This is a genomic window from Burkholderia sp. L-4 (assembly GCF_056856535.1).
Genome location: NZ_JBXEOX010000001.1, coordinates 2,075,889 through 2,099,358, shown reverse-complemented (window position 1 = coordinate 2,099,358; position 23,470 = coordinate 2,075,889). Strand labels below are relative to the sequence as shown.

Genomic DNA, 23,470 nt, shown 5'->3' with positions numbered 1-23,470 from the left:
CGCGCACGCGATCCCGGCAACCCGGGGTCGCGGAACGGGACCGTCAGCCGGCCCCCGCACGCCCCGCGATCGGCCCGGCCCGCGTCATCGGGGCACGATCGATCATTTCCGTATCCGTCCATGAGACTCACTGACTACACCGACTATTCGCTGCGCGTGATGCTGTACCTTGCCGTGCGCGGCGAGGGGCTCGCGACGATCCAGGAGATCTCGGATGCCTACGGCATCTCGAAGAACCATCTGATGAAAGTCGTGCAGCAGCTCGGCGAGCTGGGATGGGTCGACACGGTTCGCGGCCGCAACGGCGGGCTGCGGCTCTTCCCGGCATCGCTCGAGTTGACGGTCGGCCAGGTCGTGCGCGCGACCGAGAGCGACTTCGCGCTGGTCGGCTGTTTCGCGACCGACGGCGGCGAATCGCGCGGCTGCGTGATCGAGCCGCGGTGCCGCCTGAAAGGCGTGCTGGCGGCCGCGCGCGATGCGTTCTTCGCCGAGCTCGACCGTCACCGGCTCGGCGAGCTGGCCGAGCCCGCGTCGCCGCTCGCGGCGCTGCTCGGCATCCGTCCGGTCGTGCCCGTGCGTGCCGAATCGTCGCCGGACGACCCATCGGCGACCGCCGAGCCGCCGTCGGCGGCCGGCTGACGCGCGCGCGCCGCGTCCCGCGATCCGAACGCGGCCCGTCCCGGGGCCGCTTCCGGCCTATCCAGCAATTTTTGCGCTGAATCAACCCGAATTTGGCTTGAAAGCCGCATAACCATCCTTATCTTGGTGTTAATCGAAAATTGGAGGTCTCGACTAAATGAGAATCGACAAGCTCACCACCAAGTTCCAGGAAGCACTCGCGGACGCGCAAAGCCTCGCGGCAGGCCGCGACAATCAATACATCGAACCCGTTCACGTCCTCGCGGCGCTGGTCGCGCAGCAGGACGGGTCCGCCCGCTCGCTGATGTCGCGCGCGGGTGTTCACGTGCAGGCGCTGCAAGGCGCGCTGAACGAAGCCATTTCGCGCCTGCCGCAAGTGACGGGCACGGGCGGCGACATCCAGATCGGCCGTGAACTGGCCGGGCTGCTGAACCAGGCCGACAAGGAAGCGCAGAAGCTCAACGACACGTTCATCGCGAGTGAAATGTTCCTGCTCGCCGCGTCCGACGACAAGGGCGAAGCCGGCAAGCTCGCGCGCCAGCACGGCCTCACGCGCAAGGCGCTCGAAGCCGCGATCGCCGCGGTGCGCGGCGGCTCGCAGGTGCATAGCCAGGATGCGGAAAGCCAGCGCGAGGCGCTGAAGAAGTACACGGTCGACCTGACCGAGCGGGCCCGTGCGGGCAAGCTCGATCCGGTGATCGGCCGCGACGACGAAATCCGCCGCTCGATCCAGATCCTGCAGCGCCGCACCAAGAACAACCCGGTGCTGATCGGCGAGCCGGGCGTCGGCAAGACCGCGATCGTCGAAGGGCTCGCGCAACGGATCGTCAACGGCGAAGTGCCGGAGACGCTGAAGGGCAAGCGCGTGCTGTCGCTCGACATGGCGGCGCTGCTCGCCGGCGCGAAGTATCGCGGTGAATTCGAGGAGCGCCTGAAGGCCGTGCTCAACGACATCGCGAAGGACGAAGGCCGGACGATCGTCTTCATCGACGAAATCCACACGATGGTCGGTGCGGGCAAGGCCGAAGGCGCGATGGATGCGGGCAACATGCTGAAGCCGGCGCTGTCGCGCGGCGAGCTGCACTGCATCGGCGCGACCACGCTCGACGAATACCGCAAGTACATCGAGAAGGACGCCGCGCTCGAACGCCGCTTCCAGAAGGTGCTCGTCGACGAGCCGAGCGTCGAGGCGACGATCGCGATCCTGCGCGGGCTGCAGGAGAAGTACGAACTGCACCACGGCGTCGACATCACCGACCCGGCGATCGTCGCCGCGGCCGAGCTGTCGCACCGCTACATCACCGACCGCTTCCTGCCCGACAAGGCGATCGACCTGATCGACGAAGCCGCTTCGAAGATCAAGATGGAAATCGATTCGAAGCCCGAAGAGATGGACAAGCTCGACCGCCGGCTGATCCAGCTGAAGATCGAGCGCGAGGCCGTGAAGAAGGAGCAGGACGAAGCGTCGCAGAAGCGCCTGCAGCTGATCGAGGAAGAGATCGAGCGCCTCGGCCGCGAGTACGCGGACCTGGAAGAGATCTGGACCGCCGAGAAGGCCGCGGTGCAGGGCAGCGCACAGCTCAAGGAAGAGATCGAGAAGGTGCGCGCGGACATCGCGAGGCTGCAGCGTGACGGCAAGCTGGAGAAGGTCGCCGAGCTGCAGTACGGCAAGCTGCCGCAGCTCGAGGCGCAGCTGAAGCAGGTCACGCAGGCCGAAGAGCAGGAGCAGCACAACCCGACGCGTCCGCGCCTGTTGCGCACGCAGGTCGGCGCCGAGGAAATCGCGGAAGTCGTGTCGCGCTCGACCGGGATCCCCGTGTCGCGGATGATGCAGGGCGAACGCGAGAAGCTGCTGCACATCGAGGAAAAGCTGCACGAGCGCGTGGTCGGGCAGGACGAGGCGATCAGTGCGGTGGCCGATGCGATCCGTCGTTCGCGCGCGGGTCTCGCCGATCCGAACCGTCCGTACGGCTCGTTCCTGTTCCTCGGCCCGACGGGCGTCGGCAAGACCGAGCTGTGCAAGGCGCTGGCGTCGTTCCTGTTCGATTCGGAAGAGCACCTGATCCGCATCGACATGAGCGAGTTCATGGAGAAGCACAGCGTCGCCAGGCTGATCGGCGCGCCGCCGGGTTATGTCGGCTACGAAGAAGGCGGTTACCTGACGGAAGCCGTGCGTCGCAAGCCGTACAGCGTGATCCTGCTCGACGAGATCGAGAAGGCGCACCCGGACGTGTTCAACGTGCTGCTGCAGGTGCTCGACGACGGCCGCATGACGGACGGGCAGGGGCGGACGGTCGACTTCAAGAACACGGTGATCGTGATGACGTCGAACCTCGGCTCGCAGGTGATCCAGGCGATGACGGGCGCACCGCAGGAAGAGATCAAGGACGCGGTGTGGCTCGAGGTGAAGCAGCATTTCCGCCCCGAGTTCCTGAACCGGATCGACGACGTCGTCGTGTTCCATGCGCTCGACCGCAGCAACATCGAGTCGATCGCGAAGATCCAGCTCGCCCGCCTGCACGACCGGCTCGCGAAGCTCGACATGGCGCTCGACGTGTCGCCGGCGGCGCTCGAACAGATCGGCAAGGTCGGCTACGATCCGCTGTTCGGCGCGCGGCCGCTGAAGCGCGCGATCCAGCAGGAGATCGAGAACCCGGTCGCGAAGCTGATCCTCGCGGGCCGTTTCGGTCCGAAGGACGTGATTCCGGTCGACGTCAACGACGGCAAGTTCGTGTTCGACCGCGTCGTTCACTGATCGCCTGCCATCGGTTGCCCGCCCGGTTCGCGCCGGGCGCGCAAAAACAAACACCCCGCCTCGGCGGGGTGTTTGCTTATGGGGCGGCCGAACGGGCCGCCGCGCGGGCCGGGACGCTCAGCCCTGCTTGTTGCCGCCGAACATGCCGGCGAGCTGCGTGAGCGCGCCGAGCACGTTCGACGTGTCGACCTGGCCGCCGGCCGGCACTTCGCCGTTCGGCGTCGCGCCGTTGACCACGTGCGGCAGCACCTGCGCGAGGATCGACGAGGCCTGCGACGGGTCGATGCCGACCTTGCTCGCGAGCGAGCCGACGACGTCGGAGCCCAGCACGTTCTGCAGCGTGTCGGCCGAGATCGGCTGGTTTTCGCCGTTGCCGACCCACGAACCGATGATGTCGCCGGCGCCACCGGCCTTGAATTTCTCGATCAGGCCGTTCAGGCCGCCCGGCTGGTTGTTGATGAATTCGAGCGCGGTGGTGATCAGCGCGCTTTGCGAGTTGCCGCCGGCCTGGCCGCCGATCAGACCGCCAACGATGTCGAGGAGACCCATGGTTCTTCACCTTCACTGAAAAGGGCGCCGTGACGACGGCGCCCGTTGAACGAATGCCGCGCGCACGCCGTCGCGCGCGCGGCGCACATCAGGCGCCCGACGCCGCGGCGGCGGAGGCTGCCTTGTCCTTCTTGCTCTTCTTCTTCGAACCCTTCGTCGCCTTCGTGGACGACGCGGCGGCCGGGGCGCTCGCACCCGCGTCGGCGGATGCCGCCGCCGCTGCCGCTGCCTTTTCCTTCTTCGATGCGCGCTTCGCCTTGGCCGGCTTCGCCGCCGCATCCGGTGCGCTGGCCGCCGGGGCCGGCGTCGCAGCCGTCGTGCCGGCCGTCGCGGTCGTGGACGTCGACGCGGTGCCCGCCGAGGTCGTGGCCGGCGTGGTGGCCGGTGCCGTTGCGGCCGGCTTCGACAGCTTGACGCCCTTCGGCGGCGTCGACGAGCCGCCGATCGTCAGGCCGTTTTCCTCCAGATGCCCGACCGACTTCGTGCCGAGACCCTTCACGCGGTTCGCGAGATCGTCGGCGTCCTTGAACGGGCCGTTCTTGGTGCGTTCGTCGATGATCGCCTTCGACTTCACGGGCCCGAGACCCTTCACGGATTCGAGCGCGGCCTGGTCGGCCGTGTTGACTTCGACGGCCGCGGCAAGGCCGGCGGCAAGCGACAGCGACAGCGCGACGAACAGCATCAGCAGCTTTTTCAGCATGGCAAAGGCTCCCTGGTTCTGACGGATGAATGGCTGTTGCAACGGACGGCGGGGCGCGAGGTGGCCGGGCGTCGCCGTTAAGCATAGGACAAATGCGTGCCCTTTTTAAGACAGGCTGACTGAATCTTGCTGAAGGCTTGCGGTGCTGTAAAGGCCGAAACCCGCGCCGGGCGCCGCTTTTGACCATTGTTTACGGTGTCGCGGGGGGCGAGCGGATCGTCGTCGCGCTGGCCGTGCGATCACGCTTGACTTAGAGTGAACTCTAACTCCTAACCTTGTTCCTGCCATGTCGAAAACCGTATCCCCATCCTCCTCCGCCGGTCCGCTGACGATCGGGCAAGTCGCCGAACTGACGGGCGTGTCGACGCACACGTTGCGGTACTACGAGCAGGCCGGGCTGCTGCGCGCGATTTCGCGCACGGCGGCCGGGCACCGGCTCTATGCGCCGGCCGACCTTGCCGGGCTGGCCTTCGTGATGCGCCTGAAGGCGACCGGCATGCCGATCGCGCAGATCCAGGCGTTCGCGGTGCTGCGCGAGCAGGGCGAGTCGACGTTCGGCGCGCGGCGCGACTTGCTGGTCGCGCATCGCGACGCGGTGCGCGCGCATATCGCGGAGCTGCAGGCGAACCTCGATGCGATCGGCGACAAGATCGCGTACTACGAGGCGCAGGAACGGGAAACGGAACGACGGGCGAAACCTTCTCTCTCTTTATCGGAACAGGACGGACACGATGGAACGACTCGTTGAGGATCGCTACACGCGCGGCTGGAACAAACTGAAGGAAATCGACGGCGAAGCGGGCGAACGCGTGATCGCGGCGCTGGCGCCGATCGCGCCGGACTTCGCGCGGCTCCTGGTCGAATTCAGCTTCGGCGACATCTACAGCCGGCCGCAGCTCGACCTGAAAGCGCGCGAAATCGCGACGATCGCGGCGCTGGCCGCGCTCGGCAACGCGCAGCCGCAGTTGAAGGTGCATATCGAGGCCGCGCTGAACGTCGGCTGCACGCGCGACGAGATCGTCGAGGTGTTCATGCAGATGGCCGTGTATGCGGGGATGCCGGCCGCGCTGAACGCGTTGTTTGCCGCGCACGAGGTGTTCAAGCGGCGCGACGAAACGGCCGGCGTGACGGACGATGCGAACGAAGCGGCCGGGCAGCCCGCATGACGGAGCGTGCGCCCGCGCGTCACGCGCGGTGCGGTGCGACGATCCGGTACTTCGCGATGCGCCGGTACAGCGTCGCGCGCGACATGCCGAGCGCCTGCGCGGCCGCGTCGGGACGCCAGCGATGCGCGGTGAGCGCGGCGACGATGCGGCCGCGTTCGTCGTCGGGCAGCGCGCCCGGCGGAGCACCGCCGAGTTGAGCGGCGAGCTCGGCCGGCAGGTCGCGCCGCGTCACGCGCGCGGCGTCGCACACCGCGCACGCGTAGCGCAGGACGTTGCGCAGTTGCCGCACGTTGCCGGGCCACGCGTACGCGGCGAGGTGTTCGGCGAGCGTCGGATCGAGCGTGAGCACGTGGCCGGTCGCCTGCGCTTCCTCGGCGAACACGGCGGCAATCACGTCGCGCACGTCCGTGCGTGCGCGCAGCGGCGGCAGTTCGAACGTCGCGCCGCTCAGGCGGTAGTACAGGTCTTCGCGGAAGGTCCCGTCGGCCACCATCCGCGCGAGATCGCGGTGCGTCGCGCAGATCACGTCGAGATCGACGCGCACGGGCGTATCGCTGCCGAGCGGCACGACCTCGCCGTCGGCGAGGACGCGCAGCAGGCGCGTCTGCAGCGCGAGCGGCATGTCGCCGATTTCATCGAGAAACAGCGTGCCGCCGTCGGCGAGCGCGATCTTGCCGCGCGCGCCGTGCTTGCGTGCGCCGGTGAACGCACCGGCCGCATAACCGAACAGTTCGCTCTCGATCAGCGCGTCGGGCAGCGCGCCGCAGTTGACGGCGACGAACGGCCGCGCGCGCCGTGCGCCGGCGTCGTGGATCGCGCGGGCGAACACCTCCTTGCCCGCACCGGTTTCGCCGAGCACAAGAATCGGCAGCCGTTTGCTCGCGACCCGCAGCGCGAGTTCGGCCTGTTGCGCGATATGCGCATCGCTGCTGTGCAGGAACGGCGTCAGCGCGCCGACGTTGCGCGGCGCGGTGCCCGCGCGGCGCGATACGGTGCCGGGCTCGCGGCCCGCGCGTCGTAGCGGCGCCCGCAACCGCGCATAGAGCGGTGCGCCGGTGGCGCGCAGCCGCAGCGCGACGATCGTATCGAGCCGCGCGGCATCGCGCAGCGGCATCTCGGTCGCATCGAAGATCTCGTCGATGTGGCGCGGCTCGCGCAGCGCCGGCAGCGTGTCGCGTGCCTGCCGGTTCGCGGCGACGATGTTGCCGCATTCGTCGAATGCGATCATCCATTCCGGTTGCGCCTCGACGTAGTGACGGTTCGGATGCCCGAACAGGATCCAGTGCTGCGCGGTGCTGTGCACGAAGTAGCCGTCCTCGATCAGCGCCGCGCTTTGCCGCACGAGCTGGTAGACGAGGCGCTGGCTGTCGCGGCCGTCGGGCGAATGCACGGCCGACGCGTCGAGCACGCCGATCAGTTCGCCGCCCGGCGAGAAGATCGGCGCGGCGCTGCAGGTGAGCGTCGTGAACGCCGCGCGAAAGTGATCGGTCTTGTGCACGGTGATCGGCGCGAGATCGGTCAGCACGCTCGCGACGCCGCAGGTGCCTTCCTCGCTTTCCGACCAGCACGAGCCGATGTGCAGCCCCGCATGGCGGAAGTCGTTGCGGCGCTCGCGGTCGATCCGGTAGTCGATCGTCACGCCATGCGCGTCGGTCAGCATCACGCAGTAGTCGGCGACGCGGATCATGTCGTGCAACCGCGTCAGGCATTGGCCCGACGCGCGCAGGAACGCCTCTTCCTTGTCGCGCACTTCGCGCAGCTCGGCGGCGGTCAGCACACGCGGGCCGATCGACGAAGCGGGGTCGAGACGGTAGCGCTCCAGCGACCGTTGCCACGACGACACGAGGCGCGCGGAGTCGGCCGGCGCGGGCAGGCGTCCGGCGAGCGCGCCGAGCACGCGGTCGGCGTGCTGGGCCTGGGGAACGGCGTAGGGCATGGTCGGCTCCGGTTCCGTACGGCGGGGAATGCGATGTTCTTGTAGCACATCCCGTTCGGCGGATCACATTGCATCGCAGCACGCGGCCGGCGTGAGACGTTCGTCTCACCGGTCGCTCGCCGTGTCTCGCGCGCGTGAGACATCCGCATGCGCGGCGCACGGTGGCCGTCCGGCCGGCCGACGCCCGCGTCGAGCCGCGCGCGTGCGGGGTTTGCGGGCAGGGCGGCGCGCAAGCGCAGAGGCCGGGGCGATCGTTTCGTCGCATCGGCTGCGTGAGACGCACGGGTGGATTCGCCAGGTGCCGTGTCGCCACGGTCACGAAGCGCGAACGCGTGCCTGCCTGTCGCGCCAGTGTGCACGCGGGTTCCGCGGTCGTCGCAGCGACGATGGCACGCCGCTTGCAGAGATCACGGGCAAGCCGATGCGGTCGCGTCGGCGACGACGATCCGCCGCCCGTCGATGGCAGCGGACGACACAGACCGGGCCGGCATGGCCGGTCCACTGGATGGAGACGAACCCGTGACGACGCCCGTTACCGTCGGCGTGATCGCGAACCCCGCATCGGGGCGCGACATCCGCCGCCTCACGACGCATGCATCCGTGTTTCCGACGGCCGAGAAGGCGAACATGATCGTGCGCCTGCTGGCCGGCCTCGGTGCGATGGGCGTCGAGCGCGTGCTGACGCTGCGCGACCGCACGGGCATCGCGACGCTGCTGCTGCGCGCGATCGACACGCATCGCGCGGTCGCGCCGCACGAACGCTGGCCCGAGGTCGAGTTCGTCGACCTGCCGATCACCGATACCGTCGCCGACACGCAGGCCGGCGCCGCGTACCTGCACCGGATGGAAGTCGCGCTGATCGTCGTGCTCGGCGGCGACGGTACCCATCGCGCGGTGGCCGCGCATTGCGGCGCGACGCCGCTCGTCGCGCTGTCCACCGGCACCAACAATGCGTTTCCCGAACATCGCGAGGCGACCGTCGCCGGCGTCGCGGCAGGGCTCGCCGCGACCGGCGCCGTGCCCTCCGAGGTCGCGTTCGTGCGCAACAAGCGGCTCGTCGTGCGCTGTGCGGCGGGCGCGCAGCCGGGGCGCGAGGAGATCGCGCTCGTCGACGTGTGCGCCGCGCGGCAGCGCTTCATCGGCGCACGTGCGATCTCCGGGTCCGACGACCTCGACGCGCTCTACCTGACCTTCGCGGAACCGGACGGCATCGGGCTGTCCGCGCTCGGCGGCGCGTGGGCGCCGCTCGAACGCAGCGCGCCGCACGGGCTTGCGATGCGCTTCGCGGAAGCCGGCAACGCAGCCGGCACGCCGCTCGTCGCGCCGATCGCGCCGGGGCGCGTCGATCGCGTCGTGATGCGCAGTTGCGAGCGGCTCGAGCCGGACACGTGGCAGGCGATTCCGTTCGAACGCGGCACGCTCGCGTTCGACGGCGAGCGCGAGATCGAGGTCGCGCGCGGCGAGCGCTACGAAATCTCGCTCGACTGGCGCGGACCGCTGACGGTCGACGTCGGCCGCACGCTGCGCTACGCGTCGTCGCGGCAATTGCTGCGCAGCGCCGGCGCGTGGCGCGACTGAGCATCCGGTTTGATGCAGGACGCTTCGCCATCCAGCACGATTTTCAAGGAGACATCGTCATGACAACCGTTCTCGAAGGACAGGTCGCCATCGTCACCGGCGGCGCGCGCGGCATCGGCCGCGGCATCGCGCTGACGCTTGCCGGCGCGGGCGCCGACATCCTGCTGGCCGACCTGCTCGACGACGCGCTCGACGCCACCGCGCGCGAGGTGCGTGCGCTCGGCCGCCGGGCGGCGGTCGCGAAGGTCGACGTCACGCAGGCCGCGCAGGTCGACGCGATGGTCGCGCAGGCGCTCGCCGAACTCGGCGGGCTCGACATCCTCGTGAACTGCGCGGGCGTGATCAGCATTCATCCGGTCGCCGAACTGACCGAGCGCGACTGGGATGTCGTGATGGACGTGAACGCGAAGGGCACGTTCCTGGGTTGCCGCGCGGCGCTCGCGCACCTGAAGGCACAGGGTCGCGGCCGGATCATCAACGTCGCGTCGATCGCGGGCAAGGAGGGTTTTCCGAATCTCGCGCACTACAGCGCATCGAAATTCGCGGTCGTCGGCTTCACCAACGCGCTTGCGAAGGAACTCGCGCGCGACGGCGTGACCGTCAACGCGATCTGCCCCGGCATCGTCCGGACCGACATGTGGGACCGGTTGTCCGACGCATGGAAGACCGACGGCGAAACGGTCGAGCAATCGTGGCAGCGGCACCAGTTGACGCTGATCCCGCAGGGCCGCGCGCAGACGCCGGAGGACATGGGCCGGATCGCGCTGTTCTTCGCGACGATGGACAACGTGACGGGCCAGGCCGTGAACGTCGACGGCGGTTTCACGTTCCATTGACGGCCGCCGGCCGTGCAATCCGCCGCCGCGGCACGGACGCGGCGGCATTCGCAGTCAAACCTACCAGGAGACACACATGACCGCTTCGACCCAGCTCAGCAGGGACACGCTGCTGGACGCCTACCGGCTGATGCGCACGATCCGCGAATTCGAGGAGCGCCTGCACGTCGAATTCGCGACCGGGGAGATTCCCGGCTTCGTTCACCTGTACGCGGGCGAGGAGGCGTCCGCGGTCGGCACGATGCTGCATCTCGGCCTCGCCGACTACGTTGCCACCACGCACCGCGGTCACGGCCATTGCATCGCGAAGGGCGTCGACGTGCACGGGATGATGGCCGAGATCTACGGCAAGAAGACGGGCGTCTGCCACGGCAAGGGCGGCTCGATGCACATCGCCGACCTGTCGATGGGGATGCTCGGCGCGAACGGGATCGTCGGCGCGGGCGGCCCGCTCGTGTGCGGCGCGGCGCTCGCGGCGAAGCACAAGAAGACGGGCGGTGTCGGCGTGTGCTTCTTCGGCGACGGCGCGTCGAACCAGGGCGTGATCTTCGAATCGATGAACCTGGCGTCGGTGTGGCGCCTGCCCGCGATCTTCGTCGCCGAAAACAACGGCTACGCGGAAGCGACGTCGTCGAGCTGGTCGGTCGCGACCGACAACATCGCCGACCGCGCGAACGGGTTCGGGATGCCGGGCGTGATCGTCGACGGCTTCGACTTCTTCGCGGTGCACGAAGCGCTCGGCGAAGCCGTCGAGCGCGCGCGCAACGGCGGCGGCCCGACGCTGGTCGAGGTGAAGTTCACGCGCTATTTCGGCCATTTCGAAGGCGATGCGCAAACCTACCGCGCGCCGGGCGAGGTACAGAAGCTGCGCGACGAGAAGGACTGCCTGAAGCATTTCGAGACGCGTGTCGTGCGCGCCGAAGCGCTGACGACGGCCGACCTGCGCGCGGTCGACGCGCAGGTCAAGGCGCTGATCGACGACGCGGTCGCGCAGGCGAAGGCCGCGCCGGTGCCGGATGCCGCCGACCTGCTGGCCGACGTCTACGTGTCGTATCCGTGAGCGCGGCCTGACATCGCGGCCGGCACGGCAAACCGAACATTCCAGGAGACAGACATGGCAAGGAAGATCACTTATTCGCAGGCGATCAACGAAGCGCTCGCGCAGGAAATGGCGCGCGACGACAGCGTGATCGTGATGGGCGAGGACAACGCGGGCGGCGCGGGCGCGCCGGGCGAGGACGACGCATGGGGCGGCGTCCTCGGCGTGACGAAAGGGCTGTTCCACAAGTTTCCGGGCCGCGTGCTCGATACGCCGCTGTCGGAGGGCGGCTACATCGGCGCGGCGGTCGGCGCGGCCGCATGCGGGATGCGGCCCGTCGCGGAACTGATGTTCATCGATTTCATGGGCGTGTGCTTCGACCAGATCTTCAACCAGGCCGCGAAATTCCGCTACATGTTCGGCGGCAAGGCCGTGACGCCGGTCGTGATTCGCGCGATGTACGGCGCCGGGTTGCGCGCGGCCGCCCAGCACTCGCAGATGCTGACGTCGATGTTCACGCACATTCCCGGGCTGAAGGTCGTGTGCCCGTCGACGCCGTACGACGCCAAGGGGCTGCTGATCCAGGCGATCCGCGACAACGATCCCGTGATCTTCCTGGAACACAAGCTGCTCTATACGCGCGAAGGCGACGTGCCGGAGGAGTCCTATGCGATTCCGTTCGGCGAGGCGAACGTGGTTCGCGACGGTGACGACGTGACGATCGTCACGTATGGCCGGATGGTGCATCTCGCGATGGACGCGGCCGCGAAGCTCGCTAAGGACGGCATCCAGTGCGACGTGATCGACCTGCGCACGACGTCGCCGCTCGACGAGGAGACGATTCTCGAAAGCGCCGAACGCACCGGGCGCGTGGTGGTCGTCGACGAAGCGAATCCGCGCTGCTCGATCGCGACCGACATCGCCGCGCTCGTCGCGCAGCGCGCGTTCCATTCGCTGAAGGCGCCGATCGGGCTCGTCACCGCGCCGCATACGCCGGCGCCGTTCGCGAGCGTGCTGGAAGACCTGTACATCCCGTCCGCCGATGCGATTGCGCAGGCGGTCCTGAAGACGAGGAGCTGACACGATGTCGATTCACATGATCACGATGCCCAAGTGGGGGCTGTCGATGGAGCAGGGGCAGGTCAACGGCTGGCTGAAGGCGATCGGCGAACGCGTGACGAAGGGCGATGAGCTGCTCGACGTCGAGACCGACAAGATCTCGTCGGGCGTCGAGTGCGCGTTCGACGGCACGCTGCGCCGGCAGGTCGCGCAGGAAGGCGAGACGCTGCCGGTCGGCGCGCTGCTCGGCGTCGTCGCGGCCGCCGAGGCGAGCGATGCCGACATCGATGCGGCGATCGCCGACTTCCAGCGCGATTTCGTGCCGAGCGCCGCCACCGACGAGGCTGCCGGGCCGCAGCCCGAGAAGGCGCAGATCGGCGGCCGCACGGTGCGCTTCCTGAAGCTCGGCGACGGGGCAGGCACGCCTGCCGTGCTGATCCACGGCTTCGGCGGCGACCTGAACAACTGGCTGTTCAATCACGCGGAACTCGCCGCGCACCGGCCGGTGTGGGCGCTCGACCTGCCCGGTCACGGCGAGTCGGGCAAGGCGCTCGATACGGGCAGCCTCGACGAACTCGCCGATGCGGTGCTCGCGCTGCTCGATGCGCAGCACATCGAGCACGCGCACCTGATCGGCCATTCGATGGGCGGCGCGGTCGCGATGGCGGCGGCCGAGCGCGCGCCGCAACGGGTTGCGTCGCTGACGCTGATCGCGAGCGCGGGGCTCGGCACCGACATCAACCGTGCCTACATCGACGGTTTCGTCGCCGGCAACAGCCGCAACACGCTGAAGCCGCACCTCGGCGCGTTGTTCGCCGACCACGCGCTGGTGACGCGGCAGCTCGTCGAGGATCTCGTCAAGTACAAGCGGCTCGAAGGCGTGCAGGCCGCACTGGAGAAGATCGCGAACGCCGCGTTCGACGGCGCCGCCCAGCGGCGCGTGTTCCGCGACCGGCTCGCGACGCTTGCGCCGCGCACGCTCGTGATCTGGGGCGAGCGCGACCAGGTGATTCCCGCCCAGCATGCGCGGGGCCTGCCTGACGGCGTGCGTGCCGAGGTGATCGCCGGCAGCGGGCACATGGTGCAGATGGAGGCGGCCGCCGACGTGAACCGCCTGATCGTCGCGTTTCTCGGAGCGTGACGATGGCTGCCGCGCCCGAACGATCCAGCCTCACGGCGCTCGGCCAGCCGGGCGCGCGCAGCCGCGACAAGCTCGCGCGCATTCCGGTGCGCGTCGAGCCCGCGGCCGGCGCGGCGCTGCCGAAGCCGCCGTGGCTGCGCGCGCGGCCGATGATGAGCGCGGCGGTGGCCGACATGGCCGCCGTGCTGCGCGAGCATCGGCTGCATTCCGTCTGCGAGGAGGCGATGTGTCCGAACATCGGTGAATGCTTCGCGCAGCGCACCGCGACCTTCATGATCATGGGCGGCCTGTGCACGCGGCGCTGCCCGTTCTGCGATGTCGCGCACGGCCGTCCCGAGCCGCTCGATCCCGACGAGCCGGCACGGCTGGCCGCCGCGGCCGCCGCGCTCGGGCTGCGCTACGTCGTGATCACGTCGGTCGATCGCGACGACCTGCGCGACGGCGGCGCCGCGCATTTCGCCGCGTGCATCGCGGCGGTGCGCGCGAGCGTGCCCGGCATCGGTGTCGAGGTATTGACGCCGGACTTCCGCGGCCGCGTGGCGCGTGCGCTCGATGCGCTGTCGACGGCCTGGCCGGACGTGTTCAACCACAACGTCGAGACGGTGCCGTCGCGCTATCGCGCGGCGCGGCCGGGCGCCGACTATCGCGGTTCGCTCGACCTGCTCTTGCAGGCCAAGCGCGCGCGGCCGGGGCTGGTGACGAAGTCGGGATTGATGCTCGGGCTCGGCGAGCGTGACGACGAAGTGCGCGACACGCTGCGCGACCTGCGCGCGCACGACGTCGACGTGCTGACGCTCGGCCAGTATCTCGCGCCGTCGGCGCACCATCTGCCGGTGCGGCGTTACGTGAGCCCGGAGGCGTTCGCCGCGTGGCGCGGCGAGGCGCTCGCACTCGGTTTCAGGGAAGTCGTCGCCGGCCCGCTCGTGCGGTCGTCGTATCACGCGGCCGACGTGCTGGAGGACGCGTAGCGGGCCGTGCGTCAGGCGGCGGTGGCGGCGGAGGCGTGCGCACGACTCACGCGGCGCAGGTACAGCACGAGCCCGGCGCCCGCGAGCATCAGGCTGACGGTGTTCGCGAACCAGAAGCCGCGCGCGCCCGTCAGCCATGCGGGAGCGATGCCGCCGACGTCGAAGCCGAGCACGTAGCCGCCGCTCAGGCCGATGCCCCACAGCGCGACCGCATAGATCACGGTCGGCACGACGGCGACCTTGTACGCGCGCAGCACGAACGCCGACGTGACCTGCAGCGCATCGAAGCAGTGGTAGCACGCGACGATCGCGACGAGCGGCATCGCGGACGCGGCGACGGCCGGGTTCGGCGTATAGCCGCCGATGATCAGCGGGCGCAGCGTGAACACGAGCACGCCGTAGGCGGCCGCCACGCCGCACGCGAACATCACGCTGTGCCGGCCGAGCAGCCGCGCTTCTTCCGGGCGCCCGGCGCCGAGCGCGCGCGCGACCAGTGTCGACGCCGCCACGCCGATCGACAGCGGCGTCATGTACAGCACCGCGCCGATGTTGCCGGCGATCTGGTGGCCGGCGAGCGTCGTCGTGCCGAACTGCGCGATGAACAGCGCCATGCAGGTGTACGACGTGACCTCGATCAGGTACGACAGGCCCATCGGCACGCCGAGCTTGAGGATGGCCTTCTGGCGTGCCCAGACGGGCCAGCAGAAGCGCGAGAAGATCGCGAGCGGCGCGAACACGTCGAGCTTCGCGAGCAGCGTGTAGCCGATCAGCGCGAGCGCCCAGTTGATCAGCGTGCTGGCGAGCCCGCAGCCCGGGCCGCCCAGGGCCGGCACGCCGAACCCGCCGAAGATGAACCACACGTTGAGCGGAAACTTGAGCAGCAGCGCGCCGATCTGCAGGATCATCGCGAGCCGCGGCTTGCCGGCCGCGTTGGTCAGCGCGTTGTAGATGCGAAAGACGAGGCTGGCGGGCAGCCCGTACGACAGGATGCGCAGGTAGTCGACGGTGCGCTCGTGCAGCGCGGCAGGCGCATGCGCGATGCGCAGCAGCGGCTCGGGAAAATGCAGCAGCAGGAAGCCGGGAATCGCGAGCAGCAGCGCGAGCCACAGCGCCTGGCGTACTTCCTCGCCGATTTCGGCATAGCGCCGCGCGCCGTACAACTGCCCGGTGATCGGCTGCAGCGCGGACAGGATGCCCGTCAGGCCGATATAGATCGACACGTAGATCGACGATCCGAGCCCGAGCGCGGCGAGATCGACGGCCGAGTAGCGGCCGACCATCGCGGTGTCGATCACGCCGAACGCGATGATCGCGAGCTGGCCGACGAGCACCGGCCACGCGAGACCGACGATCCGGCGGATGTCGCCGAACATCGTCAATCGGCCGCCTGGCGGCGCGCCGGACGCCGCTTGACGGGCGTCTTCGGCCGCTCGATGCGCTCGTACAAGCGGAAGCGCTCATCGCGGTCGGCGACGCGGCGGCCTTCCCACACGAGGCGCCACACATACTGCGACATCGCGCTCGGCTCGCCGAAGTCCGAACGATCCTGGCGCAGGATCACGTCGCAGTCGCCGGAGAAGTCGAAGTGCATGTTGCCGAAATACGCGAAGGTCGCGATCTGCGCATCGCCGAGCCGCACGGGCGAGATGCACTCGTAGTCGGACGGCAGGTGCACGGCGATCTGTTGCGCGACATCGCGATAGGTCCGGCCGTAGTTGACGATCGGCAGCCACAGCGTCATCAGCAGCACCCACATCAGCGTGGTGCCGGCGCCCGACAGCACGACGCTGCGCCACAGCACCTTCGGCTGTCGCGAGATGCGCCAGCGCGCGAGGAAGCACCAGCACACCGTGACGATCACCGCGCAGATGAACGACAGGATCTTGAAATGCGGTTCGTAGCCGGGCACGAGCCGCGCGAGGTTGCGTGCGAGCGGATGCGGGAAGCCCGTGAGCGAGGCGAGCCATACGAGCCATACGAAGGTGCCGAGGATCGTGAAGCTCAGCACCGCGAACCAGTCGATCGCATTGATCGCGCCGCGCTTGAGGGTCGGCAGCGCGAACGTCGCGAGCACCGCGAGCGGCGGCAGCAGCAGCATGTACATGCGGTTCGACTGCTGGCTCTGCAGGATCACGAGCGCGACGAGCGGCACGGCAACCGACAGCGGAATCGCGATGTGCGCGCGGCGGCGCATGCCGGCCCAGCTCCACCAGGCCCAGATCGCGAGCGGCCACGCCGGCCACGTGAACAGCGGCAGGTTCTTCGCCGCATAGCCGAGCACGGCGGTCGGCGGCCCCGAGAAGCGCATCAGGCTGCCGTGGATCCACTGGTTGAAGAACCAGGCGGCGTCGTCGGGCGCCGCGACGAAGGCGGCGAGCGGCCACAGCGCGAAGATCGCGGCCGCGAGCGGCACGCCGACCAGCGGCAGGCGCAGGTTGCGCATCTCGGGCGTGACGAGCCACAGCGCGGCCGTGCCGGCGAGCAGCGCGGCGACCAGCACGGGGTTGCCCGACAGCGCGACGAGGCCGATCGCGACGCCCCACCACAGCGCGCCCTGCAGCGGCTTGTCGATGCCGCGCACGATTCCGTACACGAGCATCGCGATCCACGCGAACTGCGCGAGCTGCGGCGTCGTTTCATGGCCGCGTTCCGCGAGGCCGAAGCACGCGACGAGCACCAGCAGCGCGCCGTCGGCGAGCGTGCGGCCGTAGTCGCGCGGCTCGGGTTCGCCGCCGAATGCGTATTTGAACGGCTGCACCTCGGCGCGCCGGCCGAGCAGGTAGGCCGCGTACCAGACGAAGGCGCACGCGACGCAGAACAGCACGCCGGTGTCGACGCGCGACGCGTTGCTGGCATCGACCCACGGGCCGAGGCTGCGGATCGACAGCGCGCCGAGCCAGTAGCCGAGCGGTCCGTCGGTCGTGATGAACTTGCCGACCAGGTTCGGCAGCAGCCAGTCGTGCCAGCTGCCCTTGGCCATCGTCCACATCACGCCGAAGCCCGCCGCGTCCTCGTTTTTCCACGGGTCGCGGCCGAACAGGCCGAACGCCGCGTAGACGAGGCAGAGCGTGAGCAGCAGCCAGCGCGGGAGCGCGCGCGTGGCGGAGGCGGTGAGACGGACGACAGGCTTCATGCAGATGAGCGTTTTGTTATGGGCGGGCGCCTGGCGCGGTTGCGCGCGGGCGAGCCGGTTTCGAGCATCCGGCATTGTAGACGCGCCGGCCGCGCCGCGTCAGGTCGATGCCCGGACGCTTCCGGGCGAGCAGAGACGAAAAAGGGCAGCCTGGGCTGCCCTTTTGTGCGATGCCGATGCGAAGCTTACTTCGCGATCTTGCCGCTGGCGCGTGCGCCGAACTTGTTCTTGAACTTCTCGACACGGCCTGCCGTGTCCATGATCTTTTGCTGACCCGTGTAGAACGAGTGCGATTCCGACGACACTTCGATCTTGGCGAGCGGATAGGTCTTGCCTTCGTGGTCGATGGTTTCACGCGTCTGGATCGTCGAGCGCGTGATGAACTTGAAGCCGTTCGACATGTCTTGGAAGACGACTTCGCGGTAGTCCGGGTGAATGCCAGGTTTCATGATTTTCCTTGGTGAGAGCGGTAGCCAACCCGCCGCTTGCCGTGCCTTGCCGCCCAAACTGGCGCGATTCGGTTGACGTCAAGCCCGGCGCGAGCCACTTGCCTAAGGTCGAAAAGCGGCGATTATGCCAGAAAATCAGATGGTTGACGAATAATTTTCACGGTGCGTCGAGTGCGCCGGTGCCGGCCGGATCCTGCCGGTAGTAACGCGCGAGCAGCCGGTACAGCTCCGGAAATTCGGACTCGAACGCTTTCGGCCGCACGAACAGCGCCTCGCTGCACACCGCGAAGAACTCCGACGGGTGGTCGGCCGCATACGGATCGATCAGCGAGTCCCGCTCGAAGCGCGCCCATGCACGGTCCGGCACCGCGTCGACGCGTGCGCAGAACTGGTCGTACGCGTGTTCGAACACGTCGGACCAGGCCTGCGCGTCGAGGTGCGGCGCGTGCCAGCGGCGAAATAGGGGCGGATAACCGTCGGCCGCGCCGTTGACCATGTCGATCTTGTGCGCGAATTCGTGGATCACGACGTTGTACGCGTCCCGGCCGTCCGTCATCTGCGCGTCTTCCCACGACAGGATCACCGGCCCGCCTTCCCAGGCCTCGCCGCTCGCGTCCTGCTCGACCTCGTGGACGACGCCGTCCTCGTCCTGCACGGTCTTGCGGATCACGAATTCGCCCGGATACACGACGACGCCGACCCAGCCGTCGTACAGCGACAGGTCGAGATTCAGCACGGGCAGGCAGGCCTGCGCGGCGATCGCGACGATCATCTCGTCGGTCAGCGCCAGCCCGTGCGCGGTCGAGAACGATTTCTTCGCGATGAACAGGCTCGTCAGCTCGCGCAGCCGGCCGAGCGCGTCGGGCGCCAGCGCCGCGAGGAACGGCAGGCGCTCGACGGTGTCCTGCCACAGCGTGTCGGAAATCGGGTGGCTGCGCAGCGCGCGGTCGCGGCGGCGGTCGTCGAACCAGCGGGTCAGTTTTGAAAGCATGGAGACGGCTGACGATAATCCAAAGCCTGTCTTTTAACTCAATCGATCTCTTTTTGCCATGCCGCGAAGACGCCGCCGACCAGCGCGACGCCCGCCAGGAAGTAAAACCCGTCGAGCGATGCGAGGAACGATGCCTGTTGCGCGACCATTCGCGCGATCGACGCGATCGCGAGGGCGTGCGCCTCGTTCAGCGCGTGGCCGGCCGCGGCGTAGCTGTGCGTCAGCGCGTCGGCGGTCTGCTGGAACAGCGGGTCGAACACGTTCGCACGCTCGACGAGCCGCGTCTGGTGCACGGCGACGCGGTGCTGCTCGACGATGATCACCGACGACGTCGCGAACGAGATCGTCAGTTGCCGCACGATGTTCTTCAGCCGGTAGCCGTGCGTGTATTCGTCGATCGCGAAGATCCGGAACGTCAGGTTCGCGACCGGCAGCACGATGAAGAGCAGCAGCAGCCCGCGCAGCAGCAGCGGGACGATCAGCGCGGCTTCGCCGACCTGCGGCGTCATGCGCGTCATCCATAGCGCGGCCGCGACGGCGATCGCGAACCCCGGCACGACGAACCACTTCTTGTGCGCGACGAGTTTCGCGTAGCGCAGGTACGCGAACAGCGCGGTGGCCGAAATCAGCGACATCGTGCCCACCAGGCGGCCGGCGTTCTCGACCGGATAGCCGAGCCCGCCTTCGAGAAAGCGCGACGTCAGGTAACTGAACCCCGTCGTCTCGTAGTAATAGAACATGTAGAGCAGCAGCCCGACCTGGAAGGTCCGCTCGCGAAACGCATGCAGCCGCACGAGCGGCGTCGGGTGGTTCCACTGGTGATACGCGAACCACGCGAGCGCGCCGACTCCCGCGATCGTCAGCAGGATCAGCATCGGTGAACCGCTGTAGAGCTGGTAGTGCACCTGCTGCAGCACGATCTGCAGCGCGCCCTGCGCGAGCGCGAATACGACGTACGGCCAGAAGTGTCCCGAGCCGCGTTCGTCGTCGGGCGTGCGGCCCGAGTCGGGCAGCGTGAGCAGCGCGAGGATCGCGAAGGCGATGCCGGCCGGTGCCGTGCACGCGAACAGTGCACGCCAGGTCGAATGCGCGACGAGCAGTCCGCCGACGATCGGCGCGAGCGCGCTGCCGAGCAGGATCATGATCAGGAACGCCCGCGTCGCGGGCGGCCGTTCCTGCGGCTTGAAGCTGATCTGGATCAGGATCCGGCAGGCGCCCATCATCGGGCCGATGAAATACCCCTGGAAACCGCGCGCGAACGCGAGTTGCAGCGATGTGTCGGCGAGCGCCGACGCGATTGCGCCGCACGAGAACATCAGCATGCAGCCGGCGACGTAGCGGCGATGGCCGAGCCGGTCGACCCACCATTGCTGCTGCAGGATGCCGAGCACGGCCGTGACCGCGTACGCGCTCGACGACCAGACGAGTTCGTCGGGCGATGCGTTGATGCCGCCCGCGATGTAGCTCGCGAAGAACGAGAAGACCGCGTTGTCGAAATAGTCGATGCCGGTGACGAGCGCGAGCGCCCACGGAAACAGGTCCGTGCGCAGGTTGGCGCGGCTCCACAGCGGCGCTCGGCCGGGCACCGCGTTCATTCGCGATCCTTGCGGGGGCGTCGCGTGCCGGCTTCGGCCCGCCGCTGCGCGATGAGTGCGTCGGGGTTTTCGCCGGCGAGGCGCCGTTCGACGTAGTCGATGTCGTGCTGCAGTTCCTTGCGCAGTGCGACGGCTTCCTTCAGTTCGCGCTGGACGGCCGCGATCCGCCGGTCGAGCGTGTCGATCTGTTCGGCGAGGCCCGTGCGGATGTCGCGCAGCGACGCGTCCGAATAGCGGCGCCGGCCGTCCCCCGTTTCTTCCAGCGGGCGCTTCAGCATTTCGGTGATGCCGTGCAGCGAGAAGCCGAGCGCGCGCAGCCGCAGGATGCGCGCGAAGCGCTCGAGATCGGCTTCGTCGTAGAGGCGGTAGCGGCCTTCGCTGCGCGACGGCGTGACGAGCCCGCGCTCTTCGTAATATTTCAGCGTGCGCGGCGTGACGCCGAGCCGCGAAGCGGCGTCGCTCACGGTCAGCAGTGCGGGGGAGGTGTCGTTCGGCATCGGGCGTCGCAGGGGCGGGGCGATGACGCGATTATAGATCAACCTGTACGTTCACGTTCAGGTTGAGGCGAAAAAACGGCCGCCGGGCTGGATGCGCGGGCGGCCGTTTTGCGAGGCGAGGGCGATCAGCCGCCGCGACGCATCAGGTCGAAGAACTCGGAGTTGCTCTTCGTCTGGCGGATCTTGTCGAGCAGGAATTCCATCGCCTCGACTTCGTCCATGTCGTGGATGAACTTGCGCAGCACCCAGATCTTTTGAAGGATCTCGGGCTTGATCAGCATTTCTTCGCGACGCGTGCCCGACTTGTTCAGGTTGATCGACGGGTAGACGCGCTTTTCCGCGAGACGCCGCTCGAGGTGCACTTCCATGTTGCCGGTGCCCTTGAACTCTTCGTAGATCACGTCGTCCATGCGGCTGCCGGTTTCGATCAGCGCGGTGCCGATGATCGTCAGCGAACCGCCTTCCTCGATGTTGCGCGCCGCGCCGAAGAAGCGCTTCGGACGCTGCAGTGCGTTCGCGTCGACACCGCCCGTCAGCACCTTGCCCGACGCCGGGATCACGGTGTTGTACGCGCGGGCGAGACGCGTGATCGAGTCGAGCAGGATCACGACGTCGTGCTTCATTTCGACGAGGCGCTTGGCCTTCTCGATCACCATTTCGGCGACCTGGACGTGGCGCGTGGCCGGTTCGTCGAACGTCGAGGCAATCACCTCGCCGGCGACCGAGCGCTGCATTTCGGTCACTTCTTCAGGGCGTTCGTCGATCAGCAGCACGAACAGGATCACGTCCGGGTGGTTCTGCTTGATCGCGTGCGCGATGTGCTGGAGCATCACGGTCTTGCCCGACTTCGGCGACGCGACGAGCAGGCCGCGCTGGCCCTTGCCGATCGGCGCGATCATGTCGATGATGCGGCCCGTGACGTTTTCTTCGCCGCGCATTTCGCGCTCGAGCGACAGCGGCTTGTTCGGGTGCAGCGGCGTGAGGTTCTCGAACATGATCTTGTGTTTCGAGGCCTCGGGCGGCTGCCCGTTGACTTTGTCGACCTTCACCAGCGCGAAGTAGCGCTCGCCGTCCTTCGGCGTGCGGACTTCACCTTCGATGGTGTCGCCGGTGTGCAGGTTGAAGCGGCGGATCTGCGACGGGCTGATGTAGATGTCGTCGGTGCTGGCGAGATACGACATTTCCGGCGAGCGCAGGAAACCGAAGCCGTCCGGCAGCACTTCGAGCGTACCGTCGCCGAAGATCGTCTCTCCCGTCTTGGCGCGCTTTTTAAGAATGGCAAACATCAACTCCTGCTTGCGCAGGCGGTTCGCGTTTTCGATCTCCAGGCCATTGGCCATTTCGATCAGTTCGGAGACGTGCAGAGACTTGAGCTCGGATAAATGCATACGGAGAACCCGCCAGGGAGGAGAAGCGACGAAAGAAATAAGGGAGGAGGGCGAGCGGAAGCGCTCAGAGACTTAAATGCGTCTTGTCGACGTTTTTTAATTCTAGCATAGGCCGATTCGCGCTTGAGCGAGCGATCGGCGGCTTGGCGACGGACGTGTTGCCGGCTGACAACACGTCCGTGAGCCTGCCCGTATTACAGGTGGCTGTCCAGGAATGCGGTGAGCTGCGACTTCGACAGCGCGCCGACCTTCTGCGCGGCGGCCGCGCCGTTCTTGAACAGGATCAGCGTCGGGATGCCGCGCACGCCGAACTTCGCGGGCGTCGCCTGGTTGTCGTCGACGTTGATTTTCGCGATCTGCAGCTTGTCGCCGTAGTCCTTCGCGACTTCGTCGAGGATCGGGGCGATCATCTTGCACGGGCCGCACCATTCGGCCCAGAAATCGACGAGCACGGGCTTGTCGGACTTGACGACGTCCTGTTCGAACGATGCGTCGCTGATGTGTTTGATCTGTTCGCTCATTGGGTCAATACCTCTTACGGTTCGGGGACTGCCTGCTTGCGCGTTGCGGCGTACCGGCCGCCGTAGGCTGCCGGCCGCTGCGGCAGGTCACTCCGCTCCCCGGAAAGGAGAGGCGTGGGCGCTGCATGCCGCGGCTCGCGGGTCGTTCGGGCGTCATATTAGCCTAAATTGCTATCTGCTGCGGGCGGCGATAGTAGCCGCTACGCGAGTAGGGGTACGACGCGGCGTTCGACCGTTGTGCCACGCAGGTGGAGGCTGGCCGGCGGATTACAAGGGGCGGGTGCGCATGTGCGTCGTGCGAACGGATGGCGCGCCGGTTTGCCCGGCGATATTTGCATTGAGGCGAACAAACGGTCGCATTTGTCCGGGAGCGGTGATAGAATATGCCGTGACGGGCCTCCTCGCATGGTGGGGCGGTGAACCTGGTCAGGTCGGGAACGAAGCAGCCACAATCGTTTTCCGCCAGTGCCGAGGGTTGGGCTCGTCACCTTCCTTCTCGCCCCGTTCGCCGGGCGTTTTTTATTTCCGCG

Annotated in this window: 21 protein-coding genes and 1 other RNA gene; 11 read left to right on the top strand and 11 right to left on the bottom strand. The window is 68.0% G+C overall.

Annotation, left to right across the window (positions count from 1 at the left end; translation table 11 throughout):
- The first annotated feature begins 120 nt into the window (after positions 1-120).
- Positions 121-639 (top strand): Rrf2 family transcriptional regulator, encoded by a 519-nt coding sequence (locus tag AC1VVG_RS09710; RefSeq protein ID WP_049035025.1) that lies wholly within the window; start codon positions 121-123, stop codon positions 637-639.
- Positions 640-796: 157 nt separating this feature from the next.
- A complete protein-coding gene (gene clpB / locus AC1VVG_RS09705) occupies positions 797-3,394 on the top strand; it encodes an ATP-dependent chaperone ClpB (RefSeq protein ID WP_034188665.1) in 2,598 nt (865 codons plus the stop codon).
- Positions 3,395-3,511: 117 nt separating this feature from the next.
- On the opposite strand, the gene AC1VVG_RS09700 is transcribed toward clpB, so the two are convergent.
- Complete coding sequence (locus tag AC1VVG_RS09700) at positions 3,512-3,943, bottom strand: YidB family protein (protein WP_175028804.1); 432 nt, start codon at positions 3,941-3,943, stop codon at positions 3,512-3,514.
- 88 nt (positions 3,944-4,031) lie between these two features.
- Positions 4,032-4,643, bottom strand: coding sequence for a ComEA family DNA-binding protein (locus AC1VVG_RS09695; RefSeq protein WP_034188663.1), 612 nt, complete (start codon positions 4,641-4,643; stop codon positions 4,032-4,034).
- A 286-nt stretch (positions 4,644-4,929) separates the two neighbouring features.
- Between AC1VVG_RS09695 and AC1VVG_RS09690 the strand changes: the two genes are divergently transcribed.
- The gene (locus AC1VVG_RS09690; protein ID WP_034188662.1) at positions 4,930-5,391 is read left to right on the top strand and encodes a MerR family transcriptional regulator; all 462 of its coding nucleotides are present in this window, start codon (positions 4,930-4,932) and stop codon (positions 5,389-5,391) included.
- Positions 5,375-5,809 carry a carboxymuconolactone decarboxylase family protein gene (locus tag AC1VVG_RS09685; protein ID WP_034188661.1) on the top strand — a complete coding sequence of 145 codons (435 nt, stop codon included), beginning with the start codon at positions 5,375-5,377 and terminating at the stop codon, positions 5,807-5,809. The genes AC1VVG_RS09690 and AC1VVG_RS09685 overlap by 17 nt, the downstream gene beginning before the upstream one ends.
- 19 nt (positions 5,810-5,828) lie before the next feature.
- On the opposite strand, the gene AC1VVG_RS09680 is transcribed toward AC1VVG_RS09685, so the two are convergent.
- Positions 5,829-7,745: a sigma-54-dependent Fis family transcriptional regulator gene (locus tag AC1VVG_RS09680; protein WP_034188660.1), complete on the bottom strand. Its 1,917-nt coding sequence runs from the start codon at positions 7,743-7,745 to the stop codon at positions 5,829-5,831.
- A gap of 519 nt (positions 7,746-8,264) precedes the next feature.
- On the opposite strand from AC1VVG_RS09680, the gene AC1VVG_RS09675 reads away from it, so the two are divergent.
- The 6 genes from AC1VVG_RS09675 (at position 8,265) to lipA (ending at position 14,366) form a co-directional block, all read left to right on the top strand.
- Positions 8,265-9,323, top strand: coding sequence for an ATP-NAD kinase family protein (locus AC1VVG_RS09675; RefSeq protein WP_482835569.1), 1,059 nt, complete (start codon positions 8,265-8,267; stop codon positions 9,321-9,323).
- 59 nt (positions 9,324-9,382) lie between these two features.
- The gene (locus AC1VVG_RS09670) at positions 9,383-10,159 is read left to right on the top strand and encodes an SDR family NAD(P)-dependent oxidoreductase (RefSeq protein ID WP_482835568.1); all 777 of its coding nucleotides are present in this window, start codon (positions 9,383-9,385) and stop codon (positions 10,157-10,159) included.
- 76 nt (positions 10,160-10,235) lie between these two features.
- Positions 10,236-11,219, top strand: a complete 984-nt coding sequence (locus AC1VVG_RS09665) for a thiamine pyrophosphate-dependent dehydrogenase E1 component subunit alpha (protein WP_034188657.1) — start codon at positions 10,236-10,238, stop codon at positions 11,217-11,219.
- A 54-nt stretch (positions 11,220-11,273) separates the two neighbouring features.
- A complete protein-coding gene (locus AC1VVG_RS09660) occupies positions 11,274-12,278 on the top strand; it encodes an alpha-ketoacid dehydrogenase subunit beta (protein ID WP_482835567.1) in 1,005 nt (334 codons plus the stop codon).
- 4 nt (positions 12,279-12,282) lie between these two features.
- Entirely contained in the window at positions 12,283-13,398 is a 1,116-nt protein-coding gene (locus tag AC1VVG_RS09655; RefSeq protein ID WP_049030975.1) for an acetoin dehydrogenase dihydrolipoyllysine-residue acetyltransferase subunit, read from the top strand.
- A 2-nt stretch (positions 13,399-13,400) separates the two neighbouring features.
- The gene (lipA, locus tag AC1VVG_RS09650) at positions 13,401-14,366 is read left to right on the top strand and encodes a lipoyl synthase (RefSeq protein WP_069706488.1); all 966 of its coding nucleotides are present in this window, start codon (positions 13,401-13,403) and stop codon (positions 14,364-14,366) included.
- Positions 14,367-14,377: 11 nt separating this feature from the next.
- On the opposite strand, the gene AC1VVG_RS09645 is transcribed toward lipA, so the two are convergent.
- From AC1VVG_RS09645 to trxA, 8 genes are all read right to left on the bottom strand, one after another.
- Positions 14,378-15,739, bottom strand: coding sequence for an MATE family efflux transporter (locus AC1VVG_RS09645; RefSeq protein WP_482835566.1), 1,362 nt, complete (start codon positions 15,737-15,739; stop codon positions 14,378-14,380).
- Between the two features lie 2 nt (positions 15,740-15,741).
- Positions 15,742-17,574, bottom strand: coding sequence for an ArnT family glycosyltransferase (locus AC1VVG_RS09640; protein WP_482835565.1), 1,833 nt, complete (start codon positions 17,572-17,574; stop codon positions 15,742-15,744).
- A gap of 110 nt (positions 17,575-17,684) precedes the next feature.
- Positions 17,685-17,948 carry a type B 50S ribosomal protein L31 gene (locus AC1VVG_RS09635; RefSeq protein WP_034188651.1) on the bottom strand — a complete coding sequence of 88 codons (264 nt, stop codon included), beginning with the start codon at positions 17,946-17,948 and terminating at the stop codon, positions 17,685-17,687.
- A gap of 157 nt (positions 17,949-18,105) precedes the next feature.
- Complete coding sequence (locus tag AC1VVG_RS09630) at positions 18,106-18,939, bottom strand: M90 family metallopeptidase (protein WP_482835564.1); 834 nt, start codon at positions 18,937-18,939, stop codon at positions 18,106-18,108.
- 38 nt (positions 18,940-18,977) lie between these two features.
- Positions 18,978-20,534: an MFS transporter gene (locus AC1VVG_RS09625; protein ID WP_034188649.1), complete on the bottom strand. Its 1,557-nt coding sequence runs from the start codon at positions 20,532-20,534 to the stop codon at positions 18,978-18,980.
- Complete coding sequence (locus AC1VVG_RS09620) at positions 20,531-21,031, bottom strand: MerR family transcriptional regulator (protein ID WP_034188648.1); 501 nt, start codon at positions 21,029-21,031, stop codon at positions 20,531-20,533. The genes AC1VVG_RS09625 and AC1VVG_RS09620 overlap by 4 nt, the downstream gene beginning before the upstream one ends.
- A gap of 125 nt (positions 21,032-21,156) precedes the next feature.
- Entirely contained in the window at positions 21,157-22,419 is a 1,263-nt protein-coding gene (gene rho, locus AC1VVG_RS09615) for a transcription termination factor Rho (protein WP_006478662.1), read from the bottom strand.
- 194 nt (positions 22,420-22,613) lie between these two features.
- Complete coding sequence (trxA, locus tag AC1VVG_RS09610) at positions 22,614-22,940, bottom strand: thioredoxin TrxA (RefSeq protein ID WP_006402348.1); 327 nt, start codon at positions 22,938-22,940, stop codon at positions 22,614-22,616.
- A 390-nt stretch (positions 22,941-23,330) separates the two neighbouring features.
- Here trxA and ffs point away from each other — a divergent pair.
- Positions 23,331-23,429: signal recognition particle sRNA small type (gene ffs / locus AC1VVG_RS09605), an RNA gene on the top strand.
- The last annotated feature ends 41 nt before the right edge of the window (positions 23,430-23,470 follow it).